This is a genomic window from Phycisphaeraceae bacterium, from assembly GCA_015709595.1.
Lineage (GTDB): Bacteria > Planctomycetota > Phycisphaerae > Phycisphaerales > SM1A02 > CAADGA01.
Window position 1 is genome coordinate 836,865 of sequence record CP054178.1, and the last position, 13,831, is coordinate 850,695.

Annotated in this window: 14 protein-coding genes and 1 rRNA gene; 11 read left to right on the forward strand and 4 right to left on the reverse strand. The window is 65.6% G+C overall.

Features of this window, described 5'->3' with window-relative positions:
- Positions 1–82: 82 nt before the first annotated feature.
- From HRU76_03535 to HRU76_03545, 3 genes are all read left to right on the forward strand, one after another.
- Complete coding sequence (locus HRU76_03535; protein QOJ16714.1) at positions 83–1,006, forward strand: hypothetical protein; 924 nt, start codon at positions 83–85, stop codon at positions 1,004–1,006.
- A gap of 65 nt (positions 1,007–1,071) precedes the next feature.
- Positions 1,072–1,767: a sigma-70 family RNA polymerase sigma factor gene (locus HRU76_03540; protein ID QOJ16715.1), complete on the forward strand. Its 696-nt coding sequence runs from the start codon at positions 1,072–1,074 to the stop codon at positions 1,765–1,767.
- 69 nt (positions 1,768–1,836) lie between these two features.
- The gene (locus HRU76_03545; protein QOJ16716.1) at positions 1,837–2,400 is read left to right on the forward strand and encodes a hypothetical protein; all 564 of its coding nucleotides are present in this window, start codon (positions 1,837–1,839) and stop codon (positions 2,398–2,400) included.
- 32 nt (positions 2,401–2,432) lie between these two features.
- Here the strand turns inward: HRU76_03545 and surE are convergent, their stop codons facing one another.
- Entirely contained in the window at positions 2,433–3,380 is a 948-nt protein-coding gene (surE, locus tag HRU76_03550; GenBank protein QOJ16717.1) for a 5'/3'-nucleotidase SurE, read from the reverse strand.
- Between the two features lie 131 nt (positions 3,381–3,511).
- Here surE and HRU76_03555 point away from each other — a divergent pair, with 131 nt between their 5' ends.
- From HRU76_03555 to HRU76_03565, 3 genes are all read left to right on the forward strand, one after another.
- Positions 3,512–3,832: a non-heme iron oxygenase ferredoxin subunit gene (locus tag HRU76_03555; protein ID QOJ16718.1), complete on the forward strand. Its 321-nt coding sequence runs from the start codon at positions 3,512–3,514 to the stop codon at positions 3,830–3,832.
- Between the two features lie 523 nt (positions 3,833–4,355).
- Positions 4,356–5,848: ribosomal RNA gene (locus tag HRU76_03560) — 16S ribosomal RNA — on the forward strand.
- A 407-nt stretch (positions 5,849–6,255) separates the two neighbouring features.
- On the forward strand, positions 6,256–6,669 hold the full coding sequence (locus HRU76_03565) for a hypothetical protein (protein QOJ16719.1): 414 nt from the start codon (positions 6,256–6,258) through the stop codon (positions 6,667–6,669).
- Here HRU76_03565 and HRU76_03570 read toward each other — a convergent pair.
- Together HRU76_03570 and HRU76_03575 are read right to left on the reverse strand one after the other, a co-directional pair.
- Positions 6,658–7,542 carry an RNA methyltransferase gene (locus tag HRU76_03570; protein QOJ16720.1) on the reverse strand — a complete coding sequence of 295 codons (885 nt, stop codon included), beginning with the start codon at positions 7,540–7,542 and terminating at the stop codon, positions 6,658–6,660. The two genes, HRU76_03565 and HRU76_03570, sit on opposite strands and share 12 nt — an antisense overlap.
- Positions 7,543–7,585: 43 nt before the next feature.
- A complete protein-coding gene (locus HRU76_03575; protein ID QOJ16721.1) occupies positions 7,586–8,161 on the reverse strand; it encodes an acyloxyacyl hydrolase in 576 nt (191 codons plus the stop codon).
- Between the two features lie 419 nt (positions 8,162–8,580).
- On the opposite strand from HRU76_03575, the gene HRU76_03580 reads away from it, so the two are divergent.
- From HRU76_03580 to HRU76_03600, 5 genes are all read left to right on the forward strand, one after another.
- Positions 8,581–9,435 (forward strand): hypothetical protein, encoded by an 855-nt coding sequence (locus HRU76_03580; GenBank protein ID QOJ16722.1) that lies wholly within the window; start codon positions 8,581–8,583, stop codon positions 9,433–9,435.
- On the forward strand, positions 9,416–10,129 hold the full coding sequence (locus HRU76_03585; GenBank protein QOJ16723.1) for an NUDIX domain-containing protein: 714 nt from the start codon (positions 9,416–9,418) through the stop codon (positions 10,127–10,129). The genes HRU76_03580 and HRU76_03585 overlap by 20 nt, the downstream gene beginning before the upstream one ends.
- 475 nt (positions 10,130–10,604) lie before the next feature.
- Positions 10,605–11,312, forward strand: coding sequence for a hypothetical protein (locus HRU76_03590; GenBank protein QOJ16724.1), 708 nt, complete (start codon positions 10,605–10,607; stop codon positions 11,310–11,312).
- Between the two features lie 71 nt (positions 11,313–11,383).
- A complete protein-coding gene (locus tag HRU76_03595; GenBank protein ID QOJ16725.1) occupies positions 11,384–12,256 on the forward strand; it encodes a hypothetical protein in 873 nt (290 codons plus the stop codon).
- Positions 12,257–12,286: 30 nt separating this feature from the next.
- Positions 12,287–13,024 carry a hypothetical protein gene (locus HRU76_03600; protein QOJ16726.1) on the forward strand — a complete coding sequence of 246 codons (738 nt, stop codon included), beginning with the start codon at positions 12,287–12,289 and terminating at the stop codon, positions 13,022–13,024.
- Positions 13,025–13,156: 132 nt separating this feature from the next.
- Here the strand turns inward: HRU76_03600 and HRU76_03605 are convergent, their stop codons facing one another.
- A complete protein-coding gene (locus HRU76_03605; GenBank protein ID QOJ16727.1) occupies positions 13,157–13,657 on the reverse strand; it encodes a hypothetical protein in 501 nt (166 codons plus the stop codon).
- Positions 13,658–13,831 lie beyond the last annotated feature (174 nt).

Consider the following 13,831-nt stretch of genomic DNA (forward strand, 5'->3'; position numbering starts at 1 on the left):
GGACGGGCCGGCTCCTGGGTCGACCGGCCCCGGCGCGTGACGCAGGAGAAACGCGATGCTCCATGCCACCCTCCGATCCCGAGTGTCCTTCGCCGTAGGAGCGCTGGCGATCCTGTCGCTGAACCACGCCATGCCCGCGCTGGCGCGGGGCGGGCCCGACTTTCGACACGTGGACGCTCAGGCCGCGTGGGTGATGCACGTGGACGTGCAGGCGGCCATGGCCTCAAAGATGGGCCGGATGATGATGGACGCCATGCCCGCCGCACAGCGGAACGCCATCTTCGGCGCAGCGGAGGAAATGGGGTTCGACCTGACCAGGGATCTGCGACACGTGACGCTCTACGGGGCGACCATGCAGGACGGCCCGGACGTCATCATCACCGTGGCTTCGCCCGCGATAGAGAACGTCCTCGCCGCGGTGCAGCGCGAGGCCCCCGATTACCAGACCACCACCATCGACGGATACGAGTGCCATACCTTCGGACCCGCGTGCGTGAGCATCCGGCCCTACGGCGGCGACCGGATCGTCGTCGCCACGCGCAGCACGCAGCGTCTGGTCGAGGCCCTGCAGGTGATGGATGGAAAACGAGCCAACCTGACCAGTATCGAATCGCCCGCCAGATCGATTGAGACCCGTCCCGGTGCGTTCATGATCACGCACCTGATGCGCATGGACGCCCTGCCGGGCGGCGACACCGGACCCGCCTCGATCGTGGCGCAGAAGTCCGATGGCGCGTCGATTCAGATCGGCGAGCGTGATGACAAGGCCTTCATGTCGATGCGCGTGGTCGCCAAGTCCGATCTCGAGGCCCAGGACATCTCGGGATTCGGCCAGGGTCTGCTGGCGCTGGGACGAATGGCCGCCGAGGATGACGCCCGGCTCAAGCCCCTGCTCCCCATCCTGCGGGCGTTCCGCATCAACGTGGACGCCAAGGTGGTGACCCTGGAAGTTCGCTTCGACCCGGCGGAACTGCCATTGGCCCAGTGGCTCGGGAACGTTCAGTGATGCAACGCCGTATCATCCCCTGACGCACGACGCCCATCGGGGCGGCAAACCGGCTGGGGAGCGACGTGGCCAGACGATCTCGATCACGATCAACGTACCACCAGGATCCGCCTGCCGCGGGAGCGGCGGATCGTCTCGACCACCTGACAAACGAGCTTCTCGCGGTGCGCGCCCAGGCGGGGGACCAGGAGGCGTTTTCGGAACTGGTCCGGCGTTTCGAGGGGCGGCTGTTCAACTTCCTTCGACGCCGCTGCGCGACCGACGAGGACGCCGCCGAATGCACCCAGAACACGCTGGTGCTGGCGTGGCAGGGGATCGGTCGGTACTCGCCCCGGTGGCGGTTCTCCACGTGGGTCTACACCATCGCGGTGCGGCAGTCGATCCAGCTGCTCCGTGATCGGTCAGCAAGACCCAGCGAATCCGGCGAGTCGATCTTCTCCGACCTGATGAGCCCGCAGGACGCTCCCGACCGGAAACACGAGCGCGAGGAGCTCCGAAGAAACGTATGGCAGGTGGCCCGTGAGCGTTTGACGGAGGAGCAGCGCACGATCCTGTGGCTTCGCTTCGTGGAGGATTACGCCGTGCAGGACGTGGCCCGCATCATCGGACGCACGCCCGTCACCACGCGCGTGCTGCTCTTCCGAGCGCGGCAGGCGCTGCGGCGGCACCTCGAGGCGATCGAGGGGGCCTCGATGCGTCCTTCGCACGGTCGGGCCGTCATCGAACCCCTGCCCGCCGGCGCCGCGCTGGCGGCCGAGTGACACGCGATTCAGGCACGTGGCGACGATATGGCACTGAGACAAGTACAACCCGATGCAACCGGCCGCGCCGTGCCAGGCCCCGAAGACCGGCTGGCGAATCGGCTGCGTCACGACGCCGCCGCGGTGCATCGCCCCGCTCCGGCCGACCTGCACGATCGGGTGATGCGCCGCCTCAACGTCCCCGTGAGCATGGAGAACGATTCGGTCTCCACGGTACTGGGTCGCATCGACCGGCGCCGCTGGCCCGCCGCTCTGGCCGCCTGCCTGGTCATCGCCGGCGGGGCGGCCGCGGGAATCGCCTTGATCGCATCATCATCCGGCCGCTCGACGCCAACGGTCGAAGTCGCGGCCGACACGGCCCGTTCGATGGCTCGGCTTCCGTCCGACGAATCGCCGATCGAACCTGCGACGCCGAGCGAGCCAGACCGAAGAACGCACGAATCGGCCCGCGAGGCATCATCAGTCGCGCTGGTTGATCGGCTGTTCTCGATCAATCTCAAGGCCGCCGCGACCCCGGTGGAGCAGCCGCTGGTGAACGAAGCCCGCGCCATTGTCCGCGCCGGCGAGGCGGTGCTGGATGGCGCGCTGGCCTACCTGCCGCCGACGCTTCGATCACGATTCGAGCGGCCCTGAGGCATTCCCGACGCATCCGGACGCCGCACGGTTCACGGCGTCTGGGTTGGCGCTGGCAGCAGCGCCGACAGGTCGAGGCCGCGGAGCGACTCCATCGCCATGTCGTCAGTCCAGTCGAATCGCAACGGCGTGATGGTGATCCGCCCCGCGCGGAACGCCGCCGCGTCGCTGCCGGCAGGCGGCTCACCGGCCGGCGCCGCCACGGCCCGGTAGCGAACCTCGCCGGTCGCTTCGTCCCGCGTTTCCTGGTAGCGGTCGATGCGGAATGAACTGCCGCCCATACGGGCCGCGGTTACGCCCCGGATGGCCGCGGGATCGGACGACGGCACGTTGATCGAGTACACGGTGTGCGGCGTCCAGCCATGCCGTGTCATGGCCTCGATGAAGCGGGCCGTGACGGCGGCGGAGAAAGCGAAATCCTGCCCGCGCGACCCCTGAGACACGGCGATCGACGGCAACCCAAGCATCGCACCTTCCAGCGCGGCGCCCACCGTCCCCGACAGGTGCGCCACCTCGCCGATGTTGGCCCCGGCGTTGATGCCTGAGACCACCAGGTCAAACTTCCGTTCGCGGCCCAGGTGGACGACTCCGAAATTGACGGCGTCCGCGGGTGTGCCCCCCACCGCGCAGGCGAAGACGGCGCCATCCATGGTTCGCTCCTCCACCCGCAACGGCTGAGACAGAAACGTGGTGGCGTGGCTGATGCCCGACTTGTTCTCCATCGGGGCGGCGACAACCACATCGCCAAGCCGAGAGAGCTCCTTCACGAGCGCGAGGAGGCCTGGAGCGTCGATTCCGTCGTCATTCGTGACGAGGATGCGAAGCGGCTCGGACAGCGGGGTTCCAGACGACACCGCGGCGACGAACTCGCTCGACGCGCCGATTTCGACGCCGGGAGGCGAGCCGCGCCACCACCCCGTGGTGACCACAAGGCCAGCGATCAAGAGCGACCATCGAACCAGGTTGGCGACATGGGACATGGCGATTGCGTCTCCGAGGGCTGGTGGGGCGTCCGCGAGTGTACCGGTCAATCGGTCTCGGAGCCGCGGCGCCTCGGCTCGGATATGCTGGACGACCGCAATCGCGGCCCCAGGTGACCGGAGTGGCGAGGATGCCTGATTTCATTCCCGTGATGCGAACCGCCGACCTGTCCCCCGGGCAGGTTCGATGCGTCGAGGTGTGCGGCCGCGAGATCGCCATCTACAACCTTGCCGGTCAGTTCTACGCCACGGATGACCGATGCACCCACGCTGAGGCGTCGCTGAGTGAAGGGCAGATTCAGGGTGACGAGATCGTCTGCCCGCTGCATTTCGCCACTTTTGACATCCGAACCGGCGCCTGCACCGGACCTCCCGCGACTGATGACGTGCGGACATACCCGGTGCGGGTGACTCCATCGGGTGAGATTGAGGTCGCTGTCGGAATGACCTGAAAACGAGCACACTGAGAATGTGGGCAAGATGTGGAGAACTGGTGGGGAATCGTCTGAGATCGGGCCGGTGCGGGATCGTGGTGGAAAATTCAGGGGGTCGGTTGACTCGGTTGGGTGCGTCGGTATCATTCGAGGTTCGCCGGTTGGGCGACTGATCGGCGAGGGGTATCTATCCCCCTGAATCGGGCTCTTTGGCAAGTGAACAGTTGGGTACGCCGCGAGGATGTGACCGTCATCCGCGTCTTTCACAAGGGCGCGGGTGCGGAACTGGAAGGTTCGGTCTCACAGCCCGTCCTTCCATCAAACATCCTTGTGATGTCCAAGAAAGGTCAGTTCCAAGGACCTCTCTCGATCGGGCTTGCCCGATCGGACAGAGATGTTTGAGAACTTCCCGACGGGTCAGCCGCCCGTCGGCGCCGGTTGATTGGAGACCGGCGGACCGTCCGATCCGCGTCAAGCGGGTCGGTCGCCAGGGCTCAACTTTCAGTTGAATCGAACCGGCTTCGGCCGGTGAAGAAACATCAAGTGAAGAGTTTGATCCTGGCTCAGCGCGAACGCTGGCGGCATGGCTAAAACATGCAAGTCGAACGAGAACCCCGCAAGGGGGGACAGTGGCGAAAGGGTGAGTAATGCGTTTCTATGTACCCCGAGGTCGAGGATAGCCAGGGGAAACTCTGATTAATACTCGATGTGGTCCGCAAGGATCAAAGGCTTGCTGCCTTGGGAGCAGGGAACGTCCTATCAGGTTGTTGGTGAGGTAACGGCTCACCAAGCCGAAGACGGGTAGCGGGTGTGAGAGCACGACCCGCCACATCGGGACTGAGACACTGCCCGGACTCCTACGGGAGGCTGCAGTAACGAATCTTCCGCAATGCGCGAAAGCGTGACGGAGCAATGCCGCGTGCAGGATGAAGCCCTTCGGGGTGTAAACTGCTGTCAGGGTTCAGCAACACAATGAGCAGATCCAAAGGAAGAGCCGACTAACTCTGTGCCAGCAGTCGCGGTAATACAGAGGGCTCGAGCGTTGCGCGGAGTCACTGGGCTTAAAGCGTACGTAGGCGGGCGTGCAGGCATCGTGTGAAATCCCCCGACTCAACCGGGGAACTGCTCGGTGAACCGCACGTCTTGAGGTCAGTAGGGGCGGTCGGAACGATAGGTGGAGCGGTGAAATGCGTAGATATCTATCGGAACGCCGAAGGTGAAGACAGGCCGCTGGGCTGATTCTGACGCTGAGGTACGAAAGCGTGGGGAGCAAACGGGATTAGATACCCCGGTAGTCCACGCCCTAAACGATGTGCATTAGGTCGTGGGGGTTCTGACACCTCCTCGATCGAAGCGAAAGTAATTAATGCACCGCCTGGGGAGTACGGTCGCAAGGCTAAAACTCAAAGGAATTGACGGGGGCTCACACAAGCGGTGGAGCATGTGGCTTAATTCGAAGCAACGCGAAGAACCTTATCCTGGGCTTGACATGCACGGATTAACCCGGTGAAAGCCGGGCCACGCCTTCGGGTGGAACGTGCACAGGTGCTGCATGGCTGTCGTCAGCTCGTGCTGTGAAGTGTCGGGTTAAGTCCCTTAACGAGCGCAACCCCTGTCGTCAGTTGCTAACGGGTAATGCCGAGGACTCTGGCGAGACTGCCGGTGTCAAACCGGAGGAAGGTGGGGATGACGTCAAGTCCGCATGGCCTTTATGCCCAGGGCTGCACACGTGCTACAATGGCGCGCACAGAACGACGCAATACCGCAAGGTGGAGCAAATCGCTCAAATCGCGCCCCAGTTCGGATTGTGGGCTGCAACCCGCCCACATGAAGTTGGAATCGCTAGTAATCGCGGATCAGCTACGCCGCGGTGAATACGTTCCTGAGCCTTGTACACACCGCCCGTCAAGTCATGGAAGCCGGTAGCGCCCGAAGTCGCCGAAATTCATCGGTGCCCACGGCGAGACTGGTGACTGGGACTAAGTCGTAACAAGGTAGCCGTAGGGGAACCTGCGGCTGGATCACCTCCTTTCTAAGGGATTTCCTTAGACCCGGAAACCCCCGGAGCATCACGCTCCGGACAACCCCCGACGGACCAAGCCCCGTCGGGTGAAGAGCAATCTTCACCGGGTAGGTCAGCACACCCTCGTCCGCCTCACGGCGGATGCCTTCACGGCGACGTGGAGGCCTGCGCGTCCCCAACTGTTCACGGGCCAATCGCCCATCGAATCCCCCAGCCCCGCCATCATCGGCGGGGCCTTTTTCTTTCCCATTCGAAGCCAATCGCCCCGCACCACGCCCGCCGTGACTTCGTACCATCTGGCCGCTCCGGTGCATCTCTCAACAACACGGCGCACGCATCGAGGCGACATCCACTGAAAGGCCAATCCATGCCTCGTTCTCAACTCGCGGCTTCCCTGGTCCTGGCAATCGCGGCCGCCATGCTCACCCTGCCCGGCTGCAAAGGCGAATCCGGCGGAGGCGGAACGGGCGGCGCAGGGACCGGGGACTCGGCAGTTCCCCCCACCGGCGGCGGCGGCTTCGACATCGGCAGCGTCGGCGAAACCGCTGGCAAGGCGTTCAACGACCTCAAGAGCCGGTTCTCCGGCGCCGTCTCCGAGGCGGAAACGAAGATCGCCGCCCTCAAGACCAAGGCCGACACCCTCAAGGACGAGCGGCTCAACACCCTCATGGGCTCGATCAACGCCAAGCTCACCGAGGTCAAGGCCGCCGTCAAGAGCATGGTGGACAGCGGCTCGGACGCCACCAGGTCTACGGTGGAGAAACTGGTGGGCGAACTCAACGCGCTGATCGAGCAGGGTGCGAAGCGGGCCGACGAGCTGTCAGCCGGGTGACGCGGCCTGACGCATCCCCTTCGACCGCTCGTAGAGAAACACCGCCGCCGCGGTGGCGACGTTGATCGACGGCACCCCGGGCGCCATCGGAATGGCGTACGTGCCGGCGCAGCGCGCCAGCGTGTCCGCTCTCACGCCATGCCGCTCGGCGCCGAGCACAATGGCCACGCGCCCTCCGCGCGGCAACTGTTCAATCGGTTGCGCTTCGGCGATTGTCTCCGCCGCGAGCAGGTCGAATTTCCAACTCGACGGCAACTCCGCCAGCAGGCCGCGCCAGTCTGACGCGATGGCCCAGGGCACGTTGAAGACGTGACCCATGGACACTCGGATCGACAGCCGGAAGAGGGGATCGGCGCAGGCGTCATCCAGGATGACGCCGTCGGCGCCGAACGCCGCCGCGTTGCGGAAGATGGCGCCGATGTTGTCCTTGTTGGTCACGCCTTCCACCAGCAGCAGGGTGCAGCGCGGCTTCTCACTCAACTGTTCCAGCGTTCGCGCGGGGTCAACCTCGCCTGGCGATGGTCGCCACGCCGCCGCCAGGGCGCCGCCGTGATGCCGGTAGCCGGCGATGGCCCGCATCATGGGCTCGGGCGCCACGTACACCGGCGGCACCGCGTGCGCCTGGGACCAGGCGCTCTCGATCGCCGACCGCAAGGACCGGAACTGCTCCGGTGAAAGCAGCATCGACTTGACGCGGAACCGCCGGCTTTCCAGCAGGCGGCGAATGACCATCTCCGACTCGGCCATGAAGAGCCGGTTGGATGTGCCGCGCGGCGCCAGCCCGCCGCCGCCGCGCAGGTCGGCGTCGCGCACGTCGCGGTACTCCGCCACGCGAGGGTCATCCATGCGCTCGATCGCGACGGGGTCCATCACGGGCGAAGGATAGCAACGCCTCGCGCCGACCTGATTCCGATCGTCAGAACGGCACGCTGATGCCGGCGTATCCCAGCAGACTGTCGCGGCCGGGGTTGGAGTCGGCGGTGTCCGCGTTGGAGATGTGGTGCCACCGCAGCCCGAGCATCATCCGCCAGTCGTTGCCGATGTCGAATGACGCGCCCACGCCGAGCTGCGGCGTGAAGTTGTAGTTCGAACCGTTGTCTGGCACGTCGTCGTTGGTTTTGAGGAAGCCCACGCCGCCATCCACGTAGAGCGACCAGGTATCCCGGGCGAGGAAGTGCCAACGCAGCAGGATGTTGAAGTTGCCGCCCCAGGCGTCGGGACCATCCTGGCCGAACTTGGCCAGACCCAGCTCGAAGTCCACGCTGAAGTTCCTGACCATGAAGTAGGTGAAACTGACCGCGCCGCCGAAGAAGTGCCCCGATTCGAAGTCGTCGCCATAGAAGCCCAGCACGTTGAAACGCCACGTGGCCGCGTCACCGAAGCGCCGCGCCGGGCCGGACGTCAGTCCAGCGGGGGGCGGCGCCGATGCGGCCTCGTCCTGCGACAGCACTCCCATCGAGACGACCGGAGCGGTCGCCGACACGTCGCCCACGTGGGCCTCTCCAACGTTCAAACGAACCGCGGCGCGCTCGGCGAATGTCGGACCGGGTTCGGACAGCCACTCGGCCGACGCCCCCGCGGACGGAATGCAGCAACACGCGAAAGTGAGCGGGAAAGCGAATCGGGAGCGTCGAACCACGATGAATCCCTTCTGGAATGAACACCACGCGGACGGACCAACCTGCCGGTCAAGCGTGGAACGCGACGTGTGAGACGGATCACCCCTGCCCGAAGATGCCGGAGCGGAAAAAATACCGTGCCGCGCCAGCGCTGGCAAGTCGGCCTGCGCCAAGGATGATCGGCGGCATCGGGGTGACGACTTGAGGTGATCCCCGCTCTCGGGCGGCGGCCCGAATCAGGCACGTTTCCGTACTGGCATCACGCTCGTCACGTCGCTACGCTCTTGCCCGCATGACTGAAGGACGAACATGGGTCGGCATCGGCGAAGCGCTGCTGTCCTCCGGGCCGGGCGGTGAGACGGTCGCCGGGCTGGCGGCGACTTGGCCCATGATGGCGGTTCGTCTGGGCGTCCCCGCGGTGACGGTGGCCCGCGTGGGGCAGGACGCCAACGGCGAGCGGATCGCACGCACCCTGCGCGAGCATGGCGTGGACGTCAGCGCCATGCAATACGATCCGGATCTGGCCACCGGGCGACTCACCATTCGCTCCCTCGCGGGGCGCATCACCAGCATGCTCGACGCCCGGGCCGCGTTTGACAACCTCCAGTGGGATTTCGACATGGAGGACGTCGCGCAGCAGGCCGACGTGGTGATGTTCGGCGATCTGGCCCGGCGCGAGGCCCAGACGCGCACCACCATCGACCGCTTTCTCACGTGCTGTCCGCATGCTCTGCGCGTGTATGACCTGACGAACCGCGCCACGGACGCCATCGACCGGGCCGGCGCGGTGCGCGCCGCCTCATTCGCCCAGGGCGTGGTGATGGACGAGATCGCGGTTCGAGCCCTCTCGCCGGGCGAGCGCGACAAGCCGCTTGATCTGGCGGCAAGCTCGCTGCTGCGTCCGCTGGGCGTGCTCTTCATCGTGCTCTTCGACGGCGCATCCATGCGCGTCGTGAGCGAGTCGGGTGTGAGCGGAAGGGACGAGGCCATCGCGCCGGCAACTCGTGAGGCCGCATTGGCGGGACTGATCCGCGGGGTGCTCGATGGGCGCGACTGGCCGCGGTCACTCGTCGTCGCGGGCCGCGTGGCTCATCACGTTGCGTCCTCGTCGGGCGAACGAATCCCGGATGACCTGCTTCGCGCGTGACCGCGATCACGTGACGAGCATGACGCAAAAAAAGCCGCCGCCCGAATGCTCCGACACGTTCGGGCGGCGGTGCGCCACGGCCTTGCGGCCGGGATATCCTCGACTGAACCCCCAACACTACACGCCTTGGTCCGGGCCGGTCAACGGAGAGAAACCGGATTCGTCAAAGATTGATAAATCATTGTCTTGCAATAACTTGCGTCAAAATGCCGCTTCCAGGCCATTCATGCGCCCCACCAGCCGCCAAACAACCGGTCATCGTGAGTTCACCATCGCCCTGACGGTGGTCTGGCGCCTCACCGGACAGCGACTGGAGGTGCTGGTGACCCGCCGCCCCCTTGATGCCCACCTGGGCGGATTGTGGGAGTTCCCCGGCGGCAAGGTTGAGCACGATGAGGGGGTCGTCGAGGCCGCGGCGCGTGAGCTGGCCGAGGAGACCGGATTGCGAGTCAACCCGTCACAACTGACCTTCTTTCATGAAGTTACGCATCGGTATCCGGACCGGACCGTGCGATTGATGGGCTTTCTGGCCCGCGTTCCGGAGGATGCCACGGTGCGGCATCTGGGGATCGCCGATCACGCCTGGGTTGGATTGGACCAACTCGTCACCATCCCCTTCCCCCCTGCCAACGGGCCTCTCACTCAGGCGGCCCTCACCACGCTTCGGACAATCCAGACCACGAGTGACCGATGACTCCGCGGGACAGACCACAAGGCCATCGATCGCGGCAAGTTGAGAAGTTCGGGGAGTTTGGGTTTGGCGACGTCGGGTCATGTGATAGGATGAGTTTCGTCGCCTCACCGGCCTCGCCTGCCGGCTGCCGCGCTGATTTCAGCGCCGAAGGCAGGGCGCCACCGACGTTTCCGGAGTCGCAGGAGGAGATCCGCCGCGTGGGGTCGTGGGGTTGAGGGGATAGGGCGTCGGCGAGACGCTCTGGTTCTTCCAGCGGGTGCGGCGTCCGCTGACAACCCGTGTGCCATCCGTCGCCGCCCGGCGGATGCGCTCAGAATCTGGCACCACGTGGTGGGCGGTCGGACCCGAGGAGAGGAGCGTCCGGCCGCCCTTCTTGTTTCGTTGCGGACCGGCGGGCTGACCGGGCTACGCCTCTTCCGCAACCGCCGATCTCTCCGGCTCGAATCAGGCGGCGGTTCGATGTACGCTACCCGTCATGCCGATCGCTCACGTGTGCGTGAAGTGCGGCTCGGATCTCTCGCGGCGTCGAGCCCGGCGCGAGCCGCACTACGGCCTGTGGATCGTGCCATGCGACGGTTGCGGAGCCGTCGCGGTGCGTCAGCGGCACGAGATCACATCGGGCATCCTGCACATTCATCGCCTGCACATGGCGTTGGAGGCCCTGCTCCTGAAGACGCTTGTGAGCGCGGGGCTGCTCACGCTGGCGGTGATCGCGGCCTGGGGTGTATCGGTCGTGCTGCCGCCCCGCATTGGGCTGCGAATGGAGGAGGCAGTCGGCGTCTGCTTCGCCGCGCTGGTGGTACTTCCATTCGCGACCGGCATCTGGCTCTCAACCGCGTTCACGCATCATCGCCGGTGGAAAGTGTGGCTGACATGGTGGACCATTCCCGCGGCGCTGCTGATCATCGGCTACGTCGCGTACGCACTGACGTGGCCCGGCATGTCCCTGCCGCGGAACATGGGCGCGACCGGTCAGGAGTACCTCGACCTGCGGCGCCAGGACGGGTGGCGTGAGATGTTGCTCCTGCTCGGCGTCGGGCTCCCGGCGTGCATTGTCATGGGACTCGTCTCGTGGTCCGGCGTGCCCGCCGGGCGGCTGATCAACTGGGTGCTGTCGCACGCCCGGCGCTGGCGATGGCGATGGATCCGCGCCCGGCGCAGGAGGTTGCTGCAATCGACCTGAGAACACCCAATGTTGACGATGGGCCGCGGACGGCGACCGATGGTGCGCCGAACGGATCAAATCCACCCCGCGTGGATCACCCATCGTCATCACCCTCAACGGGTCCGAAGCAGTTCGTCCGCAGCGATCGTTTCTGCCGCTGCTGCGGCGTCAACCTGATCGGGTCGGGCATCGAGCGCGAGCCGCATTACGGCTTGATGGCGGCGACGTGCCCGGCATGCACCGCGGTGAATCCCGTGGTGGTGTACCCGCACCTGGGTCGATGGACCGCCCGCTGGGCGGCGTTCTTCGCGGGCATGACGCTGCTGCTGCTCATCGTGGTGCTGCTGGGAGGCACGGCATCGCTGATCGGCATGGACTACGCCATCGCCGAGGAAATGAGCCGACCACTCCGCTACGAGGTGCAGAGCGAGTTCGATACGTGGCTCACGAACCGCTACCCCAACGATCCCAATCGACGCTACTGGAATCACCAGCCGGAGGACATGGAGGCGTGGATCAAGTCCGGCGGCCTGATCAGGATCGGGCTGGGCGCGATCTTCGACTCGCTCGGTCCCGAGGAACTGCTCATCATTTTCTTCGGCCTCCTGGCGGCCTTGGCGCAGGGCGTTGTGCTGACCATCCTTCTCATGCGCGCCAACTGGAAGCGGCGAGTCGCCGTCACCGCCGCGGCGTGGCTGCTGGTGATGATCGTCGCACTGATCATCACGATTCCGCTCTGGTGGTCGGACAGGCCGGGAACCATCTACTACTGGCTCGAAAGCCGCCTGGTCTGGCCGGTCTGGGTGGCGGCGCAACTGGTGACGCTGGGCACGGTGCTGATCGGCGTGCTGAGCGGACGCTGGCTGGCCCGACTGCTGGTCTCGGCGATGCTCGGCCCGCGCTCGCGCGCCGCCCTGGCCGTGCTGTGGACGACGGACGGGCTGGCGCCGCCCCGCCGTTGATCCGAACCGACTGCCGGAATCACGATCACCATGACTTCAGGCACCATCAATCCCGCGCCGCCGTCCGACGAGCGACAGCAGAAGCGGCTGGGCAATCTCGGCGGCGACCGATTGTGCCTGAGTTGTCAATACAACCTGAAGCACCAGCCCTACTGGCGTGAGCCGAGGTACGGGCTGTTGATGGTGCGCTGCCCGGAGTGCGGGCTGGCGGCGTCGCTGGAGGATCAGCCCGTCATTCTTTCTCGCTTCGCCGCCAGCGTGACGTGGCTCATCGCCCTGCCGTGGGTGGCGCTGATGCTGATGTTCCTGCTGGCGATCGCGGGAGGAACCTTCGGCTTCGCCATGCTGGCGACGATGGTGGCCGTGGAGCCATTCATGTTCGGCGCCACGAAGTCGCACTGGTTCGAGTTGAACTGGTACTTCCTGATTCCGCTGGGGCTTGCCTGCCTTGTCGCGTTCATTGGCGGGCTGTGCTGGCGCGTGATCACCTGCGGCGCCGGGCCTTGGCTGACGCGATGGTCGTTCATCGGTCTGATCCTGCTCCTGGGGTTCTTCGGTTGGTTGGCGATCGACGACTGGCGCGGCGCCATGGCGTACTCGAACTACTACTACTCGCTGGCCACCATCGGGTCCGTGGTTCTGGCGCCGACGCAGGGCGTGGCTGTGCTGGCCTACGCCCTGGGGCTGATGAGCGGGCGTCGGCTGGGGGCGCTGGGGCTGCGGCTGATCCGCCGGGACGTTGAGATGCTCCCCGGCTTCTCCCGTTGATTCGCTTCACGCGACGGTTCCCCTCTGATCACCACACCCTCCCCGCGCCAACGAAAGAAACATGCCCGCCGGGGCGGGCGGGCACGTTCATCGCGTGGGCGCGATGGGGAGGGGAGTCTGTCGGGACAGTGTTCAGTTGTACCGCTGCACTTTGATGACCTGGCCGGTCACGGTGTTGATCTTCACTTCCCACTTGACGCCGCTCTGAATGATCTCGACGTTGAGCAGCTTGCCGTTACGCTCGTCCTCGATGTCCCGGACCTTGATCTCCGCCTCGCGGACGAATCCAGGCACACGGTCCCGTGCGATGTCGATGCCCTGGATCAGCGTGACCTGGGCGATCTGCAGGGCGGCGGCGACTTCCTGCACGTCGCGCTGGCGCGTCTCAACGCTGGAGCGCAGAAAGGCGCCGGTGCTGGCCCGGTAACGGGCCTTGACAATCTGGTTGCCCTGCAGCAGCTTCACCTCGTACAGGTCGAAGGAGGCGTAGAAGTCCACCTTGTACGCCTCGCTGCCGGCGAAGCGGTTCTGGGCGTTGATGACCACCGCACGGGCGGTGACGTCCGCCATGGCCGGGACGGTGAGGAACAGGGCCGCGAGGGCCAGCATCAGGGATCGAAGGGTGAGGGTCATGGTCTGAATCTCCTTGCGAGCGGTGGATGGTTCCGGTGATCGTCCGAGGGGACGCCCCTCACAAGCCGAGACCACCATTCGCAGTGGTGATACGACAGTACGGAGAAAAAACCTCCGTGCCGCGCCGCGGCGGTAGGGAAACGGCCCCAATCCGTGCGTCTCGCCCGGCCCGAC

Coding starts and splice junctions, on each gene's coding strand:
- HRU76_03605 (QOJ16727.1), bottom strand. CDS start 13,657: ATGACCCTCACCCTTCGATCCCTGATGCTGGCCCTCGCGGCCCTGTTC.
- HRU76_03555 (QOJ16718.1), top strand. CDS start 3,512: ATGCCTGATTTCATTCCCGTGATGCGAACCGCCGACCTGTCCCCCGGG.
- HRU76_03600 (QOJ16726.1), top strand. CDS start 12,287: ATGACTTCAGGCACCATCAATCCCGCGCCGCCGTCCGACGAGCGACAG.
- HRU76_03590 (QOJ16724.1), top strand. CDS start 10,605: ATGCCGATCGCTCACGTGTGCGTGAAGTGCGGCTCGGATCTCTCGCGG.
- HRU76_03585 (QOJ16723.1), top strand. CDS start 9,416: ATGACCTGCTTCGCGCGTGACCGCGATCACGTGACGAGCATGACGCAA.
- HRU76_03580 (QOJ16722.1), top strand. CDS start 8,581: ATGACTGAAGGACGAACATGGGTCGGCATCGGCGAAGCGCTGCTGTCC.
- HRU76_03565 (QOJ16719.1), top strand. CDS start 6,256: ATGCTCACCCTGCCCGGCTGCAAAGGCGAATCCGGCGGAGGCGGAACG.
- surE (QOJ16717.1), bottom strand. CDS start 3,380: ATGTCCCATGTCGCCAACCTGGTTCGATGGTCGCTCTTGATCGCTGGC.